The following is a 17,151-nucleotide window of genomic DNA, read 5'->3' as shown; positions in this document are numbered from 1 at the left end:
AACGTCTGCAACCTACCTCACGTCAAACAACATCTGAAAACCTCGATCTATGTGGAACTGGTTATGACAATGAAAGAGCACAGGGCCCTCTCCCTCGGGCGTCCAATCGACTTCCATCCGCTGATGCGCGCCGATGAGAACAACATCCTTCAACAAGCCGCCGGTGACCCTTCCGTCAATGCGAGTCAACTCAAATGAGCTGCGATGCAGATGCAGCGGATGCGCATCGGAGCTGGTGTTGTGGAATGCAAACCGGTGACGCACGCCTTTGCGCAAAACCACGGGCGGATTCGATGAGCGATAGCTGTTACCGTTGATCGTCCATCGTTCCATGCCGTTCTCGCCGGGAGGAACACGTGCAATAACCATCGGCAGCGTTACGTCGACAGGCGGCTGCGGACGCGGCAGACCGAACTGCGTGTAATCCCACGGCGCAGCAGTAGCACGCGCATTCATCGCAATGCCACTGTGGCCCGCATATTCGATCAAAACTCCCAGGCCCGCGCCGCGTACGTCGTCATCGGTCGATCCCAGAACCCAGACGCCGGGACAGTTCATCTCGACGATGGCGTCGACCCGTTCGGCAGCACCCAGATCAAGCGAAGGAACTTTACAGGGCCGTGGCACTGGATTTCCATCCAGTGCAATAACAAGAAACTCGTGACCAGGAAGAGCAAGCTGAATATTTTCGGTCGCGCTGGCATTGAGGATATGGAACAGAACGCGCTGTCCTTCTTTGACGCGAACCGGTTCTCCATGACCAAGCGCTTTGCCATTGATCGAGCCGATGCGATAGCCGACCTCAACCATGCTGGAGCCCCAATCGGTTTCACCGAACTCCTCCACGGCAGAGGGATTGTCGTCGTCATCCATATCGAGGAAGAAAGGCTCCCACTCATGCGTGGAGAGAAAGATCTCCTGGTCGTAGCGGCCGGAGTTCTTCTTCGGCTCAACATAGACGAACCCAAACTGGCCGCTGTACAGGCCCACAGTGAGATCGTCCATCGTCATCACATGCGAATGCACCCATCGCGAACCGGCCGCCTGCGGCGTCATGCGATAGCGAAGATGCCCATGCGGCGGCACAGACAAACTATTCTCCTCCTGCGTGCCATCCATAGCTGCGCTCAAAGGAAAGCCATGCCAGTGAACATACTCCGGAATATCGGTGTCGTTGAAGAGGTCCACGGTGACAGGAACGCCTTCGCGCAGACGAATCAGCGGCGCTGGCACGCTGCCGTTATATCCCGTGGTGTGGATCGTCTTTCCGGGAGCAACGTCGGTTGTCACTGGGCCAATGCGCAGTGTCACGTCGGCCGGAGTGTCGTGTTTCTGCAGAGCTGCCCATGCTGGGCTTGCAGCAAGCCCAGCGGCGGCCGCCGCGGCTCCTGTGAGAAAGCCGCGGCGAGTTACTCGCCCATCGTTCTGTAGCCCATTACTTGGTGAGAGTTCGACGATATAGCTCACTTCCATCCGTACCTATAAAACAAATTGCAAGGGTCTTGCTATCGGCTTCGAGAACCGTGAAGCCGTTGACCTTCTGCCGAAATACGGAGCGGTCGTACGGATTCATCTCATAGAGGCCCGCGCCGCCCCCACCGCTGACAAAGAAGTGAACACTCCCCTCCGGCTTCAGCTCCTGCAAATTGTGGTCGTGGCCGTTCAAATACACATCGACGTTGTGCTTTTTAAGAATCGGCAGAAGCCGCGCGATAAGCTCTTTATTGTCGCCGCGCGTCGCCGAGTAGATGTGGTAGTGGCCGTAGACTATCTTCCACTGCGCGGTGCTTTTGCCAAGTTCCTCATCGAGCCACTTCAGCTCCGCTTCATCGACCGCCGGAGTATCGAAGGCAAAAAACTGCACGGAGCCAGCGGTGAACGTGTAATACGGCGCGGGCATGTGCCAGCTCTGGCTTTTGGCCGAATAGAGAACCTCTGCCGCTGGACTGTCGGCGCCGCTCCAGTCATGATTGCCGAGCACGGCGTAGAAAGGGATGTGCATCGGGCTGTAAAGCTGTTCCCACTGCGTCTGCCAACGCGGATCGTCGGGACTGTTCATGCCGCGCGCGTAGAAGTTGTCGCCAAGCGTCAAACCGAAATCGAACGGATGGGTCTTGTGATACGCCACCATCGCCGCAGCGGTCTGCTTCTGCGCCGCTGAACCGGTTCCAAAGTCGCCAAACGCCAGCACGCGAATCGGCTTGTCTGCCGGTGCTACGGAGAACAGCGGCGGCGGCATACGCATGAACGAAGGAAAACCAATACCGTAGCGCGTCTGCTGCAGCAGCTTCTGCTCGTCCAGCACCAGTCCAGCGCTATGAATATCGCCGGCGGCCACCGCAGATCCGAGCCTCGCGTTGAGCAGTCGATTCAAAGAGTCTATCCGCGCCTCCTTGAGCATCTCGGCCGCGGCGATGGAAACAGTTACGTCAGGATCGGACGAGGCATGATGCTCGAGGGCCGATATGTCCTGACCGCCTTGCCAATGTTTCTCAAGCCCCCGAATGACGTCGATGCGAAGCGCCGCAGAGGGTTCTTTTTCAAGCCGGTCGAGTAAAAAAGTGGATTCCGACGGCATGTCTCCGAGAACGTGCAGTATGGTTGCGACGAGTTCGTTGTCTGGCATCTTCTCGGCTTGTTGCTGAATCTCTTCGGTCTGCTTGATCTTCGCCTGCGCCTCGGCACGATAGTCGGCCGGGATGCGCATTAAGATCGATTCAGACAAAGGCAATAACGGTGACTTGTGGGGCGTCACCTGGGCAACCGATATCAGGCTCAGGGAAGATGCTAAGGACAATAGGAACACGGGACGGTTTGAAAAGAATCGAAGCAAGATTTGCACTCCTCCGGAGTAGGCGTAAAGAAGAAGAGGGAGACGGAAGAGATATCCGTCTCCCTCTTCTTAGAACGAGTATCGAACTGACAATTGAAGCTGTCGTGAAAGGCCGGTTTTGCTGGTGACCTTGCCGAAGGTGGAATTGCCGGGTGTGAGGTTGGGGCCTGACCAGTTGGGGTGGTTGAACACATCGTAGGCCTCGGAGCGGAACTCAAAGGCGTTTCGTTCATTGATGGCAAACTTCTTGAACAACCCAGCATTCCAATCCTGGAAGCCCGGACCATAGATGACATCTCGAATCCCATGCTGCAGGTTGAAGGTTCCTTGCGCGGGTGCGGTAAACAACGGTTGTCCGGAGGAGGTAGTCGTATTGAAGTAAGTGGCTGAGGCCGATGTGCTCTTTGAAAATTGCCGCGGATACGTCGGCTTTCCGTTCAGCACCCAAAACTGAGGCAGGCCAGGGTCAGCGATGCCTGCGTAATCGGTGTTGGTGCTGTAGACGCTTCCCGGAGCTCCAGCCAAAAATTGAGCAGTGCCACTAAGCTGCCAACCGCCGAGCACCTTGCCGGCAAGATGTTGCTGGTTCCTCAGGAACGGCAAGTCATAGGTGAAGGTGCTAACAAAGGCATGGCGAACGTCGAAGGTTGAAGGTCCCCAAAGATTACTCGTGTTGTACGTATCCGGTACGATGTCGCTATAGCTTGAGCTATTGTCCATGCTTTTGGACAAGGTGTATGCAGCAGAGAAGCCCAGGCTGTGGGTGAACCTGCGATTCCAGAAAACCTGCAACGAATTGTATCGAGAGCTACCACGACTCACCTCCGTCAGGATGGAAGAGTAGCCTCTATACGGTGCCAGGGCCGCTTTGTTGATACCGGGGTTCGCATATGTGGTTCCGGCGGGGAGCTGGTTTGCATCCTCGGAGTACCAATTATGAAGTCCTCGGCGACCGACGTATGCGACAGACAGCACTGAATGACCGGGAAGCTCTCTTTCTACCGTGACGTTCCAGTTCCATCCTTCCGGCTGTTTCATATTGCGATCCAGAGTTGTTACTGTCAGCGTGGGAGTCGCAACAGACGTTAACTTGGCTCCCGGGTTGTCGATCGAAATGCCGGTTACGGTAACAAAAGGCTGGAATGGAGAGTTTCCGCCGGGGAAGATGTTGTCCACCAATCCCATTCGCGTAAGAAACCGGCCGCCGCCAGCACGGACCACTGTCTTATCGGTGAATTGATATGCAACACCCACGCGTGGCTGAAGGGCATTTTGATGATCGAGCAAACCGCGAGGCAATCTGTTATTGAACAGAGGAGCATACATTGTCGGAAAGTTGGCTTGATAGACTCCATGCTGCACCGCACCGTTGGGGAAACCGGAGAGGCCCGGAATGACCATGCCGTTATATTGGTTGCCGCTGCCCAGGTTGACCAGACCTGTGCTCGGGTTGATGCTGACTGCCTGTGTCGGGTTATACAAAGCAGGGTCAAAGAAAGCGGCGTTCCCCCAGAGCGCATGGAATGGGAAAACGAGCGTATCGCGAACGCCGTAGTCGATATGCAACCTGGGAGTGATCTTCCAGGAATCCTGTGCAAACAGTTCATACATGGCGCCACGCCATGTGGTGTCCGCCCGTGGTCCGATTTCGGTATAGCTATCAGCCAATCCCAATGCCAGGTTAGCTAGCCCCAAACCGCTACCATTCGTGTAGGAGTCACTGAGGGTAAAGGTCCCGTTCTGATTGTTGCTGCCTCCGGGGACAGTAGTGATGTTGATCTGATCGTCGTCATCCTCACCCCGATAGTCATATCGAAACCCGAACTTTAACATGTGATTCCGGGTTGCTAACGACAGGCTGTCGCTGAATGTATAGATTGGACCACCGGAGTGCGACGGATATGGTCCGCCGCTCAAGCTATAGAAAGGACTCGGAAGGCTAAGACTTGGAATCTTGTCGAGATCCTTACCCCCGGGAACTATATAGTTGTAGTTAATTCCCAACTCAGATCGATTGAATCCCGGCAAAGACGCATTGACTGGATTTGATACGCGGTCGATGCTAAGACTTCCATTCGCTTCATTGATGATGGTTGGGGTGATAGTCCAAACCCAGGCAAGGGTATTCGTCTGGTTCGGCCACAATTTATACTTGCCCGTCAGCCCCGATCCCTGGTCCAGAGCAGAATACTCGTTATAAGAAAGATCTGTTCTTCGGAACGAGATGCGGTGCTTGTCGTTCCAAACGAAATCGAAGTTATAGGAGCCCTTGCGCTGATTGATAGGGTGAGGAGCCGTGGCTTCCCAGTTCTGATCTCCATTAACCAGCAAGCCTGGAGTTGGCGCGGGATAGGCATTCAAGAGAGCCATGCCGTTGGAACTCCACAGATTTTTGGGGATGATGTTCCCAGGGAAGGGTACACAAGTCTTCTTTCCATTGGTTGTTGTGCAGTTATTTGGATTAGAGATGATCCTGGGAGTGCTGTAAAACGGGTTGGAGCCGAGCAACTCGCTGAAATTACCTTGGCGCATCAGGGCTGTCGGTACGGTTTCAAACTGCGTATCGGTATACCGGTAACGAATCCAATCTTCAGCGACGAACCAGAAGAGCTTTCTCCGCAGTATTGATGGCAGGCCCGGAGCCCAGACTGGCCCTCCCACGGCAAAGCCGAAGTCGTTATATCGAAAGGGCGATGCGAAGGCTGTTGTTGGACTCTGGTTACGCGACCAGGTATTCGCATTCAGCGCCGAATTCCGTAGATATTCATACGCCGTTCCGTGGAAATCGGTAGTTCCGCTTTTGCTGACCATACGGACCTGACCGCCTCCAGCTCCGCCGTATTCGGCTGCGTACGCCGAGGTGAGTACCTGCATCTCTTCGGTTGAATCAACGTTCGGCGTACCAATTACGTATGTGTTTGCACGAGTGCGCACAGCAGGGGCGCCGTCAATCGTCACCGTTGTATCTGTCTGCTCCGCTCCGTTGATTGCATAGCCGGGCTTGCTTACGCTGAAATTGAAATCACCCAGCGTGGCTCCCGTTATCACGCCGGGCAACAACTCAGCCATGTAGACGGGATTACGGCCATTGAGTTCCTGATGCTGAATCTGCTCTTCGGTGATTTGGTGCTGAACCGCGCCGGAATCAGTCTGAATCAGACTGGCACTCGCGGTCACTTCTACAGACTCATCCGATGCCCCAACGGTCAGTGCAGCGTTGATCGATAATGTCGACGATGCGTCCAGCTTATTATGGATACTTTCAAAGAGTTTGAATCCCTGCATCCGGACAGCAACGGTATAAAAGCCGGCGGGAAGGCTCGAGATCGAGTAGTAACCACTTCCATCGGTGGCGATCGTATGGCTTTCCTGGGTTGCCTCGGAGGTCACGGTGATTTGTGCCTTGCGAACCAGGGCTCCCGACGGGTCCTTGACGAAACCTGCAATCGTACTGGTATCCGATTGCCCATACATACATATGTGGAGGCCCATCAAACAAGCCAGTGCCCAAACGATATTTCGGAATCCTTGACGACTTAGCTTCACTTTCATCTCCCGACTGCCAGTGAAATCAGCGTTCCTCCTTTATGTACACACGTCAGACATCAAGCCGGTAGTTAAGACCGGATTCCTAACGGTTCGGCATGTTTCTGTAAATAAGCGATTTATTGCGTAACGGGGATTTTAACAGTCATGAATTGCGGGTTTGATATGTTCACTGTGTGAAGCCGATAAAGTCGGAACCATGGAATCAAGATTCGTTCACGCTCCGGACCGATTTGATCGTTTCTCGCGCGAACGAGGTACGGCATCATGTTGATCAGATCGTAACAAGTCAAGCGTTCAGCAGAAGTCGCAGAAGTTGTGAGTTTCTACAACATCTCCTTGATAAGACGCTGGCCGGCCAGCATGATGAGCTGAAGGAACGCATGATCGGGATGCAGTTGTTCGGTCGTGACCCTGCCTACGATACAGGTGAGGATGCGATCGTGCGTGTCACTGCGACAGACGTCAGAAGGCGGCTGAAGCGTTTCTATGACGATGTAGAAACAAACATCCGTCTTGACCTGCCTCCCGGAGCATACGTCATTGGGCTAATTGAGCAGGCTGCCTCACCAGAAGTGACCTATCCTCCGCAGCCATCCGAGCCGACGGAGATCCTTCACCCACCAGTCACACGGCCATCCATCTGGCGTCATCTCTTCCCGATAGCGTTGGCTTTAGCGGTGTTGGGACTTTTGATGAGTGTGTACCACTATCGAATACAGTCAGCCAAGGCTGACCGTCTGCCATGGTCGGCTATGCTGCCGCGTCGAAAGCAATTGAAGATTGTGTTTAGCGATCCCGATATCGTTGTTCTTCAAGGGATCACGGGAAATGAGATTTCACTCACGGACTACGCAGATCATCATTACGTACCCTCTCAACAGCTACTGGATCATCCTTCCAGCGTTGTAGCACGGCTTTTCAAGGGGTATAACGTTCCTATTATTGACGCCGACTTTGCCCTCAGTGTCAGGAGTTTGCTCCCGTCGGGACCGATTAACACATATCGCGCCAGAGCCCTTCAATCCCAGGATTTCAAAACGGAAGATAACTTCATACTACTCGGCAGCCCAGTGTCGGATCCCTGGGTCGCCCTCTTTCAGGACCGGCTCGATTTTTACTTCACGTATGACCCAGCGCGACACGAGGAAATTATTAATAACCGACACGCCGAACACGGAGAAACATCCGTTTATGTCCCCACGACCCCAGGGTGGGGCACAGGACAGGCGTTTGCGATTATTGGATTGCTCACGAATCCGAATCAAACAGGGCACGTTCTGATCCTGGCCGGCTCCAACTCCGCAGCCACGGGGGCGGCTTACAGGCTGGTCACGGATATGGATTCAATCTCTCGCGTGCTTCAGGAGCATGGTGTCGATGTTCACGATCCCAAGACCCAGTTTGAGATCTTACTGCGCGTAAACACGATGGCTTCGTCTCTTAATAACTTCGACGTAGTAGCCTGTCATCGTCTTCCTGGAACCGCACATTGATTGTGCAGCAGATGTAATGCGTCTCCTTGATGTTCTCTGGACGACGAAGATACGCTCACGCAGGCGATCATTCAGCTTGCCTGCCAGTACGGCGTTATACCTACCGCCGTGTACCCTGGCTTAGCATCCAGGCCAGGATGGAAACCCACATAAGTCATTGATTTTAGAAATGGTCGGGGCGAGAGGATTCGAACCTCCGACCCCCTGGTCCCGAACCAGGTGCGCTACCAGACTGCGCTACGCCCCGAACCGATTGGTGAGTGGATGCCGGTGGAAGGGTGCTGGCCATGATTTTCAACGCCACGGGATACGGCGCGATGGCTGGCTTACCGACTCACTAAGAATATCAGAGATTGTGACGTTTGCGTGCATGGCCTCGAGATCTCCTCCCCAGACCGATTTCAACAAGAATAGGCCCCATAATGCACCGGCCCATCGTCGATCTGTGGCAGCGCGATTCTGTGCCGGTTGGCTGAGCGTCTCGCACCCAAGCAGACCGAGTTGAGCGGAGCCAATGTAGCTCCGCTCAACTCGCCTGCATCCGAATCGACCAGTCTAGCGGTGTCCGCCGCCGTGGCCACCAGCCGCGTGCCCGCCGCCACCGGGGTGTCCGCCGCCGACATGGGCTCCGCCGCCGGGACGTCCGCCACCAAAGCCGCCACGAGCTACCGGCCGTCCACCGCCGACGCGTCCGCCGCCACGATAGGCGCCTCCGGGGCGTCCCGCGTATCCACGCCCGCCACGGGGGAAGTAGCGTCCGCCGCCCGGGCCGCCGAAGCGATGCCCGCCCCAGCCATGGCCGTAGCCCCAGTTGGACCAGGGGCCGACGCCGAGGAAGATGCCGTTATAGAAGTATCCCGGCCCGTAGAAGCCCATCGGCGCGCAGGAGTAGGGAGCATAGTCATAGTACCCATAGGGGCATACCGGCGGCGGTCCACCGATGCTGATGGCGATCTGCGCATTGGCCGATGGCGCGTAGGCCAGGGAGGCGAGCAACGCTGCGCCGCTGAGTAAAACCTTCAATCCACGCATTTAAAACCCTCTCGATCTATTGCAGTGTCTTCCACTGGTTGTACTCGATACTGCGGTGTACCGTTTCCTCGCTGAGGGCAGGCTTCGGACAGACTAACGCAGTTAGATTGGATGGATTTGGAAAATAAAGGTTGCTTCCGGCCCATATTCCCAGTGTGGGAATTCCTTCTGCGGTAACCAAACCCCGGTTTCTGAAACAAGATTCAGGCCGCAGAAGACCTGGGTCGCGATACACTACCGGCACACTCCCGTCCCATCAAAAATTGAATAAATGATTCGCAGGCAGTTCTGAAGAGAGATTGCAGACAAGGCAGCAGCCCACTCCTGTAGAGGTAATCTTGCATGAGCAGTTCGACCGCCCCCGCCGTTCCCTACGCCGAGTCGCCGTCCGCCGACGCCAGCCCAGTCTCCAGTGCAGACGAGACGCACCGCTGGTCCCTGCCCGCGAAGATCGGCTTCCGCCTGGCCTTCATCTACTTGGTGTTGTACATGTTCTGCAACACCAACGTGACGATCTTCACGATCCTGCAGCCCTTCCCGTCGCTCGACCGCTGGATTCACGGGGTGCTGGACACTCCGTTCCTCATCTTCACGCAGTGGTGGGGCGTCCGGGCGTTTCACCTCACCGGTATCGCCGCCGTCTGGCACAAGGACGGCAGCGGCGACACCATGCTGAACTACCTGCTCAGCGCCAGCTTCCTCGGCACCGCTGTCGTCGGCACGGCCATCTGGTCGGTGCTCGACTGGCGGCGTCCGCACTATCAGACGCTCTACGCGTGGCTGCGCTTCCTGGTCCGGCTCAATATCGGCATGGGCATGTTGCAGTACGGCTTCTACAAGCTCTACCCCATCCAGATGCAGCCGCCGAACATGGCCGTGCTGAACGAGCCTCTGGGACAGACCTCTCCGATGACCCTGCTGTGGACGATGCTGGGTCTGGTGCCCATGTACGAGCGCGTCTGCGGCGCGGCGGAGATCATCGGCGGCCTGCTCATCCTCTTCCGCCGCACAGCCTTGGCCGGGGCTATCATCAGCGCCTTCGTCATGACAAACGTGGTGCTCTACAACCTCTTCTTCGACGTGCCGGTAAAGCTCTACGCCATCCACCTGCTGCTGATGTCGCTCTTCGTCATGCTGCCCGACATCAAGCCGCTGTGGAGCTTCTTCGTCCTGCACCAGCCGTCGAACCCGGTCGGCGTCTGGGTGCCTCCCGCCTCGCGCCACAGCTTCAAGGTAGCGACAGCGGCCATCGAGATCGCCTTCTTCGTCTTCGCCATCGCGGGCTACATCAAGTACGACGGCGACCGCTACCGAGCCTATACGGATTCAGTGCGGCCCTCACCGATTATCGGGCTGTGGACACTCGACGCCAGCTCGGAGATGCCGAAGACCGTAGGCGGCGTTCCCTGGCACGAGATCTCCATCGACAGCCTGACGCGCGGCATGGCTCGTTCGACCGACGGAATGCTCTGGCGGATGTACCTGACCTACAACGAGAGCGCCCACACGCTGGGGATGGTCAGCCGCGGTGGCGGCGGAGCGGTGAAGTACACGTGGCAGACGCCCGCGACGGATGTGCTGGTGCTGAACACGGGCGGCAAGGTGCTGACCTTCCACCGCGTGCCGACCCCAGCGTCTTACCCATTGTTGACGCGCGGCTTTCACATGATTAACGAGTGGGGATACGAGCGATAACACATGGCTCTTTAGTAGGGACTGTAATGGCCAAGTATCCCAAAGCAGATCAGTACCGTGCCGATGAAGTAGAACATCGCCCGGCAGAACCACTGCGGATTCTCTCCGTCGAGCGTATTGGTGCAGCGGTCCGTGGCCGCGCGGAAGACGCCGATGGAGAGCGCAATGATGCCGAGTACAAGGGGAATATCGCGTCCGAGGTTTGGGTGCATGGCAGTGCCTCCCGCAATCCTTGCCGCAGATTGTAGCGCCACTCAGATGCAGTTGTAACTGGTGCAGTAACGAAATTTCCAGCAAACCGGAACCGACGTTAGAACACCGTTGCCATTGTTCTCCCGGCCGCCTGTTTTTTCGTTCTTGCCGTTGCTTGTTTTTTGTTCTTGCCGTTGCTTGTTCTTTTGTTGTCATTCAGGAGCGAAGCGGAGGAATCTGCTTCTGTTTTTGTTCTTGTCGTTGTTTTTGTTTTTGCATCTACTGTTGTCTTCGCTTCTGGGGAATGTCGCCCGGACATTCAAAGCCACCACAGAAGCGGGCTTTAGCCCCCGAGGTATGCTTTCTTTTCCCGGCCTAACCCATTCCGCTTGGAAGGTCCTTACTTCTGGAAGGCACTTACTTAAAAATGCCGAATGCTCTCACTGGGAGCATGTCCCTGCGCTCCCGGAGGCGGCACAACCGTCCGTTCCGCCGTCCGATCCACCCGGCTCTCGAGCGACCGGCTCACCAGCTCACGCGATCCAAGCCCAACAGCCAGCGACAAGGTCAACACAATCCCCCCAAACAAGATCCCAAAAGCCAACTCCACCACAGTCCCACCAATCTGAAGATGGTCAAGAATCATGGCAGCGGTCAAAACCAGCACCAGCCACTTCACCCCCAGCGACAGGAACCGGGCATACTGCAACTGTGCATTGACCGCCCCGATCAACACCGACCGAGCCAGAAAACGAGCAATAATATTCCCGGCAAAGAGCAGCAGGATAGCTCCAACCGAGTGGGTAAGGTAGGGCAGCAGCGAGAAGGGCAGCGTAGAGCCGGTCGCCAACGAGGCGTCGAACGAGGAGACCCCGATCACCAGTCCCAGCAGCACGCAGAGCCAGAACGCGCCGCGGGCGACGATCTCGGTGGGTGCGGTGGAGGGGGTCCAGTCGGTGACTCCGGCGGTGCGGTTACGCGCCAGCCGCTCGTCGAACTTGGCCGCTGTCAGCCCGCGCCGCAGCAGCGCCGAGATACCCATGCCGATGGCCGTCAGAACCGCGAGCGCCACGAAAAACGCCAGAATACCGGGCAAAATCGCGACCAGCAGCGAGAGAACCCGGTAGAGCGAGTCGTGCAGCGCGTCGGACATATGGTGCCAGATCGAGGTATTGTCCACGTAGATCGGCTGGGATACGGCCTGGTATGGGTCGGGCTGGAGCATGGTAGCGAGCGTGTTTCGCATGGGGAAACTCCTTGAATCGGGCAGCAGCGGTGTTATGGATGCAGCGGTTGCGATAATTTCCGTATCTCTATGTTTCTATGGGTTAAACCGGTCTGGCCAGCGCCATCGGGAGACCAGGTAGGGTTTGTCCATTTCGAAGGCGTTGGCGATGGCTTCGATGTGGTTTTCGGAGCTTACGCCTGTGGTGGTGATGTTGATGTGGCTCGCCACCCAGGCGAGGTAGAGCGGAGTGAGCGCGCCCAGCAGGTGGCCTCGGTTGATGGTGCGCAGCCGGTAGGCCAGGAGGAAGTCGAAGACGATGCGGGCCCAGAGGCTCTCGGGCATCCGGAAGGCGGGGCCGTCGGTGGCGGCGAGCCGCTTGAGGCCGAGGAGCGAGTTTGGCGGCAGCACCAGCGACCAGATCTCCTGCAAGTTGGTGTAGGCGAGGCGGAAGGCCTCGATCATGGGGGCTATGTCGGCGGGGGCGTCGTTGTCGGGAGCCTGCGGGATGGGGTGACGGGCAGGGGGCAGGGGCGGGCGCGCTGCCAGAAGGCGGCTTTGGCGTCGATGTCGGCGAAGAGCGAGCTGGTCACCAGCGCGAGGACGGCGTTCAGGTCGGCCTCGGTGGGCTGGGGCAGAGTACGCGGCCCGGCGTCAATCTCCTGGATGGTGAAGCCTGCGGCGGCGGCCTCGTCGATGGGCCAGAGCAGGGCGTCACTTTGGCTGAGGGTGGAGAAGCGCTGTCCGGCAGCGGCTAAACGCTCGGCCATCCGCAGGGAGAGGCCGAGGTCGAGCGCCAGCGGGAAGCGGGCGCGGGTGGCGAAGAGCGCCCGGGTGAGGGGATAGAGGATCGCCGCGTTGACCAGTCCGGCGCGGGGCGGCTGGTCGTAGCAGGGGATGGCCAGGTCGGCTGAATCGACGGCGGCGGCGAGGGCTTGGAGGGCGGCTGGGGCGAGGGTGTCGGCTGCCGGGCCGAGGATCAGGACGGCGCGGGCCTCGCTCTTCTGGGCCAGTTGGTGGGCGTTGATGAAGTCGGCCGCCGTCAGGGTCCAGGTGGAGTTGGTCGGGTTTACGGTCAGGAAGCGCAGCTCCGGGTGCTGCTCGGCGAGCAGCGGGTCGGGCGTGGCGATGGTCATCTGGTCGGCGGGAAAGGTCGCGGCCAGGTTGCTGAGCAGCGTCTCTACCGGCTCGGAGGGCATGGCCGTGAGCACCACCAGCAGGCCGGTGGCGGCGCGGGCGGCGGAGGGCGTAAGGTTGGGGATCGAATCTGCTGTCGCCATTTGTTACTTTCTCAAGAACCTGTTTACCAGAGCGATCAGTGTACTGCTATCGAGAAACGGCCAGTGCGTTGCTAAAGAGCCAGGATGCCGGAGAGCGGGATGTGCAGCCACGTGGGCCGGTTATTCAGCTCGTAGAGCAGCTCGTAGAGCGCCTTTTCGAGCAGGTAGGCGTTCAGCATGGTTTGCGCCTGTTGGGGCGGCGGCAGCAGTGCCGGGTCGGCGGCGATGGCCGCTCGGTATCCTCTCAGGAACTCGGCGGCAATGGAGTTCTGCCAGAGCTTGGTCCATATCGTTATCTCCTTTTGGTTTGTGGGAGATAGATCGTTATCCCTGATGTATTGATCGAGTCCGGAGTGGGCCGCGTAGGAGAATGACCGGAGCATTCCGGCGACGTCCTTCAAAGGAGACTGCTTCTGGCGGCGCTCGGCCAGCGAACGGGCGGGTTCGCCCTCGAAGTCGAGCAGGACGAAGTCGTCCTGCGCCCGCAGAATCTGGCCCAGGTGGTAGTCGCCGTGGATGCGGATGCGCTGGCCGGAGAGTGCTGCTGCGGCGATGGCGTGGGCGCGGGAGAGCAGGTCGATGCGGCGGGAGAGCAGCAGGGCGTCGTCGTCGGCGATGTGCTCCTGTAGGGCGGCGAGCTTCGTTCTCAGAAGGTCGAAGGCCGAGGTGATCTGGCTGTCGATGCGGAGGGAGTCGGCGTCCAGATACTCCTGAGTGATGGGTTCGGCTGCGAAGGCGGGGTCGTCGGTGGGAGTGGCCAGCGCCAGGTGCATCTCGGCGGTGCGGCGGCCGAGCAGGGCGGCGGCTTCGAGTGACGGGCCTGCATGTTCGAGAACCTCGCGGATCGGCGTGCTATCGCTCAGGAAGCTGGCTGGGGGCATGTTGGGCGGTGCGGGCAGGCCGGAGATTGCGGTAAAGTACTCGCCGAGCCGGTCGAGAAACCACTGCCAGCCGTCTCCTTCGTTTTCGACCAGTCCCTGGAGCATTGCAACTGTTGTCTTTTCAGTGGCTTGCGGGGTAAGGGTGATCTCGCCCAGGAAGGGGGCGATGCGCGGGAAGTGGGCGGTCTCGGTGAGGAAGCGGCTTATCTCCACGTCGGGATTCTCTCCGGGCTGCAAGCGGCGGAAGAGCTTCAAAATCAGTTGCTTGCCGTACAGAATGGACGTGTTGGATTGTTCTGCCGAGCCGGTGCGAGATGGCAGAGGATGTTCTCCCCGAGCTGAGGCAAAGGCTGTGGAAAAACGGGCCTCAATTGTGCCGGTGGGGACTGGCGCCTCGTGGGGAAGAGGCTCGGAGTTCTGTTCGGGAGAGTGTGGCGGGGCTGCTGCTTCTCCCGGCTGGGCTGTGATTGGAGCCGGGGTAACTGGTACGCCGGTCGAGGTGGTGGACAGCGGAACAGAGATTGTTTCTTCGGCGGTTGCGGAGGGAACCTCAAGTGATGGATGAGAGGTTTCGGCGGCAGGGAATAGCTCGTGCGGGCGCAGGGAGACGCTCCCGGAGCGCTCGGGGTGATGCAGCAGGTCGGCTGCTTCTCCGGTTGCCAGAGCCTGATTTGCGGTGTGGCCGCTGGCGGCTGCGGTGAGTGTCGCCGCTACTTCTAAAGCCGCAGTTTGGGGTGTTCCGAGAGTCAGCCGGGCGTTGCGCTCGATCAAGGTCAGCAGACTTTGGCGCAGGTCCTCTCGCGTCGTTGCGTCGTGGAGTACGGCTTGGCCGGTGGGGGTGGTGAGCGTCGCCAGAACCGTCAGTGGGTGCTCGGCGATGAGGGCAGCGGCGTCTGGTCCGGTGGAGAAGGCCAGTGGGATTTGGTAGGTGTCGGTGGCCGAGTCCGCGTAGCCGATCTCTATATAGAAGAGAGCCGGGGGGATGGTGCTGGCGGCGGGGATCGAGTTGGTGGGGAGGATGGCGGTGTTGGCCGCGACCATCTCGGGTAGCTCGGCCCACTCGAGCACGCGCGCGGAGTGGATCGTCCGGCTCTTGGCTCCGAACCAGCGTTGTTTCGGCAGCCAGGTGGGGAGGGTGGTCTGGAGGAGAGCCAGTCCGTGACCGGCCAGGAGGCCGGACCAGCCCTTGGTTAGCAGGTCGAGTGCTGCCTCCTGATTTTCGCCGACGGCGGCTTCGGCCTCCATGGTTGCGAGGACGGGGGAGATTGCGGCCTCGGGTGGCCGGACGCTGGCGGGTTGCAGCTCCAGCCAGAGGAAGGAGTAGGGGGCCAGCGAAAGGGAGTAAGGGGCGTCCTCGATGATCGGGAAGGAGACGTAGCCGAGCATCTCCACCGGCTCGAAGCCCTTGTAGTTGCTCAGGTCGAGCGAGACCGGCTGGGCGAAGCGGCTCAGGTTGGCGACGCAGAGGACGGTCTCGTGGGAGCCGTCGCCGCGGTCGAGGTCGCGCAGGTAGGCGAGGATCTTCCGGTTGGCCGGGTTCAGGAAGGTGAGGGTACCGCGCCCGAAGACCTGGAAGAGCTTGCGCAGGGCGATCATGTTGCGGGTCCACTGCAGGAGGCTGGACTGGTCGGAGAGCTGGGCCTCGACGTTGACGACCTGGTAGCCGTAGATGGGGTCCATGACGACGGGGAAGTAGAGGCGGGCGGGGTCGCACTTGGAGAAACCGGCGTTGCGGTCGGAGTTCCACTGCATGGGCGTGCGGACGCCGTTGCGGTCGCCGAGGTAGATGTTGTCGCCCATGCCGATCTCGTCGCCGTAGTAGAGGATGGGCGTGCCGGGGAAGCTGAGGAGGACGGAGTTGAGCAGCTCGATGCGGCGGCGGTTGTTGTCGACCAGAGGGGCGAGGCGGCGGCGGATGCCTACGTTGATGCGCATGCGCGGGTCGGCCGAGTAGGCGAGGTACATGTAGTCGCGCTCGTCGTCGGTGACCATCTCGAGGGTCAGCTCGTCGTGGTTGCGGAGGAAGAGGCCCCACTGGCAGGTGTCGGGGATGGCCGGGGTCTGGGCCATGATGTCGGTGATGGGGAGGCGGTCCTCTTGCCGGAGCGCCATGTAGAGGCGCGGCATGAGGGGGAAGTGGAAGGCCATGTGGCACTCGTCGCCGTCGCCGAAGTAGGGGCGCACGTCGGCGGGCCACATGTTGGCTTCGGCCAGAACGAGGCGGTTCTGGTACTCGGCGTCGATGACGGCGCGGATCTCTTTGATCTTGGCGTGGGTCTCGGGAACGTTCTCGCAGCTGGTGCCGTCGCGCTCGATCAGGTAGGGGATGGCGTCGAGGCGGAGGCCGTCAACGCCGAGGTCCATCCAGAAGCGCATGGCGTTGAGCACCTCTTCCATGACGCGGGGGTGGTCGAAGTTGAGGTCGGGCTGGTGGGAGAAGAAGCGGTGCCAGTAATACTGCTTGGCCACCTCATCCCAGGTCCAGTTGGACTTTTCGGTGTCGGTGAAGATGATGCGGACGCCGTCGTAGAGGCGGTCGGTGTCGCTCCAGACGTACATCTCGCGCTCGGGCGATCCGGGTGGGGCGAGACGGGCGGCCTTGAACCAGGGGTGCTGGTCCGAAGTGTGGTTGATGACCAGCTCGATCATCACCTGCATGTTGCGCTGGTGGGCGGCGTCGAGGAAGGTCTTGAAGTCGGCCAGGGTGCCGTAGGACGGGTTGACGTCGACGTAGTTGGCGATGTCGTAGCCGTCGTCACGCAGGGGCGAGGGGAAGAAGGGGAGGAGCCAGATGCAGGTGACGCCGAGGTCTTGCAGGTAGTCGAGCCGCGAGAGCAGGCCGGGGAAGTCACCGATGCCGTCGTTGTTGGAGTCGGCGAAGGCCCGGACGTGCAGCTCGTAGATGATCGCGTCTTTGTACCAAAGTGGATCGGTGGCGCTTGCGGGCTTCTTCACTCGTTTTGTCTCCGAG

General features: G+C 59.0%; 12 protein-coding genes and 1 tRNA gene. 2 read left to right on the top strand and 11 right to left on the bottom strand.

From position 1 onward, the window contains the following. Nucleotides 1-12: 12 nt before the first annotated feature. The 3 genes from FTO74_RS13740 to FTO74_RS13730 form a co-directional block, all read right to left on the bottom strand. On the bottom strand, nt 13-1,473 hold the full coding sequence (locus FTO74_RS13740) for a multicopper oxidase domain-containing protein (protein ID WP_162538654.1): 1,461 nt from the start codon (nt 1,471-1,473) through the stop codon (nt 13-15). After that, entirely contained in the window at nt 1,436-2,833 is a 1,398-nt protein-coding gene (locus FTO74_RS13735) for a metallophosphoesterase (RefSeq protein WP_162538653.1), read from the bottom strand. Before FTO74_RS13735 ends, FTO74_RS13740 begins: the two co-directional genes overlap by 38 nt. A gap of 69 nt (nt 2,834-2,902) precedes the next feature. Then, complete coding sequence (locus FTO74_RS13730; RefSeq protein WP_255462271.1) at nt 2,903-6,385, bottom strand: carboxypeptidase regulatory-like domain-containing protein; 3,483 nt, start codon at nt 6,383-6,385, stop codon at nt 2,903-2,905. 170 nt (nt 6,386-6,555) lie between these two features. On the opposite strand from FTO74_RS13730, the gene FTO74_RS13725 reads away from it, so the two are divergent. Beyond that, a complete protein-coding gene (locus tag FTO74_RS13725; protein WP_162538652.1) occupies nt 6,556-7,875 on the top strand; it encodes a hypothetical protein in 1,320 nt (439 codons plus the stop codon). A 170-nt stretch (nt 7,876-8,045) separates the two neighbouring features. On the opposite strand, the gene FTO74_RS13720 is transcribed toward FTO74_RS13725, so the two are convergent. Continuing rightward, nucleotides 8,046-8,122: transfer RNA gene (locus FTO74_RS13720), tRNA-Pro, on the bottom strand. A 308-nt stretch (nt 8,123-8,430) separates the two neighbouring features. Beyond that, on the bottom strand, nt 8,431-8,907 hold the full coding sequence (locus FTO74_RS13715) for a hypothetical protein (protein WP_162538651.1): 477 nt from the start codon (nt 8,905-8,907) through the stop codon (nt 8,431-8,433). A gap of 342 nt (nt 8,908-9,249) precedes the next feature. Between FTO74_RS13715 and FTO74_RS13710 the strand changes: the two genes are divergently transcribed. After that, nucleotides 9,250-10,602 carry a hypothetical protein gene (locus tag FTO74_RS13710; protein ID WP_162538650.1) on the top strand — a complete coding sequence of 451 codons (1,353 nt, stop codon included), beginning with the start codon at nt 9,250-9,252 and terminating at the stop codon, nt 10,600-10,602. A gap of 11 nt (nt 10,603-10,613) precedes the next feature. On the opposite strand, the gene FTO74_RS13705 is transcribed toward FTO74_RS13710, so the two are convergent. The 6 genes from FTO74_RS13705 to treS form a co-directional block, all read right to left on the bottom strand. Continuing rightward, complete coding sequence (locus tag FTO74_RS13705; protein ID WP_162538649.1) at nt 10,614-10,814, bottom strand: hypothetical protein; 201 nt, start codon at nt 10,812-10,814, stop codon at nt 10,614-10,616. Nucleotides 10,815-10,912: 98 nt separating this feature from the next. Beyond that, complete coding sequence (locus FTO74_RS13700; RefSeq protein WP_162538648.1) at nt 10,913-11,113, bottom strand: hypothetical protein; 201 nt, start codon at nt 11,111-11,113, stop codon at nt 10,913-10,915. A 102-nt stretch (nt 11,114-11,215) separates the two neighbouring features. Next, complete coding sequence (locus FTO74_RS13695) at nt 11,216-12,040, bottom strand: hypothetical protein (RefSeq protein WP_162538647.1); 825 nt, start codon at nt 12,038-12,040, stop codon at nt 11,216-11,218. Nucleotides 12,041-12,115: 75 nt separating this feature from the next. Beyond that, on the bottom strand, nt 12,116-12,484 hold the full coding sequence (locus FTO74_RS13690) for a hypothetical protein (RefSeq protein WP_162538646.1): 369 nt from the start codon (nt 12,482-12,484) through the stop codon (nt 12,116-12,118). Nucleotides 12,485-12,489: 5 nt separating this feature from the next. Beyond that, nucleotides 12,490-13,299 (bottom strand): hypothetical protein, encoded by an 810-nt coding sequence (locus FTO74_RS13685; RefSeq protein ID WP_162538645.1) that lies wholly within the window; start codon nt 13,297-13,299, stop codon nt 12,490-12,492. Between the two features lie 71 nt (nt 13,300-13,370). Further along, entirely contained in the window at nt 13,371-17,135 is a 3,765-nt protein-coding gene (gene treS / locus FTO74_RS13680) for a maltose alpha-D-glucosyltransferase (RefSeq protein WP_162538644.1), read from the bottom strand. Nucleotides 17,136-17,151 lie beyond the last annotated feature (16 nt).

The sequence above is a fragment of the Granulicella sp. WH15 genome (assembly GCF_009914315.1).
Lineage (GTDB): Bacteria > Acidobacteriota > Terriglobia > Terriglobales > Acidobacteriaceae > Edaphobacter.
Note: the sequence above shows the minus strand (reverse complement) of the source record. Positions and strands in the feature narration are given on the sequence as shown.

What these genes read in the sequence shown, in the direction of transcription:
- FTO74_RS13740 (WP_162538654.1), bottom strand. Translation starts at nt 1,473, where the DNA reads ATGGAAGTGAGCTATATCGTCGAACTCTCACCAAGTAATGGGCTACAG.
- FTO74_RS13730 (WP_255462271.1), bottom strand. Translation starts at nt 6,385, where the DNA reads ATGAAAGTGAAGCTAAGTCGTCAAGGATTCCGAAATATCGTTTGGGCA.
- FTO74_RS13715 (WP_162538651.1), bottom strand. Translation starts at nt 8,907, where the DNA reads ATGCGTGGATTGAAGGTTTTACTCAGCGGCGCAGCGTTGCTCGCCTCC.
- FTO74_RS13710 (WP_162538650.1), top strand. Translation starts at nt 9,250, where the DNA reads ATGAGCAGTTCGACCGCCCCCGCCGTTCCCTACGCCGAGTCGCCGTCC.
- FTO74_RS13705 (WP_162538649.1), bottom strand. Translation starts at nt 10,814, where the DNA reads ATGCACCCAAACCTCGGACGCGATATTCCCCTTGTACTCGGCATCATT.
- FTO74_RS13700 (WP_162538648.1), bottom strand. Translation starts at nt 11,113, where the DNA reads ATGTCCGGGCGACATTCCCCAGAAGCGAAGACAACAGTAGATGCAAAA.
- FTO74_RS13695 (WP_162538647.1), bottom strand. Translation starts at nt 12,040, where the DNA reads ATGCGAAACACGCTCGCTACCATGCTCCAGCCCGACCCATACCAGGCC.
- FTO74_RS13690 (WP_162538646.1), bottom strand. Translation starts at nt 12,484, where the DNA reads ATGATCGAGGCCTTCCGCCTCGCCTACACCAACTTGCAGGAGATCTGG.
- FTO74_RS13685 (WP_162538645.1), bottom strand. Translation starts at nt 13,299, where the DNA reads ATGGCGACAGCAGATTCGATCCCCAACCTTACGCCCTCCGCCGCCCGC.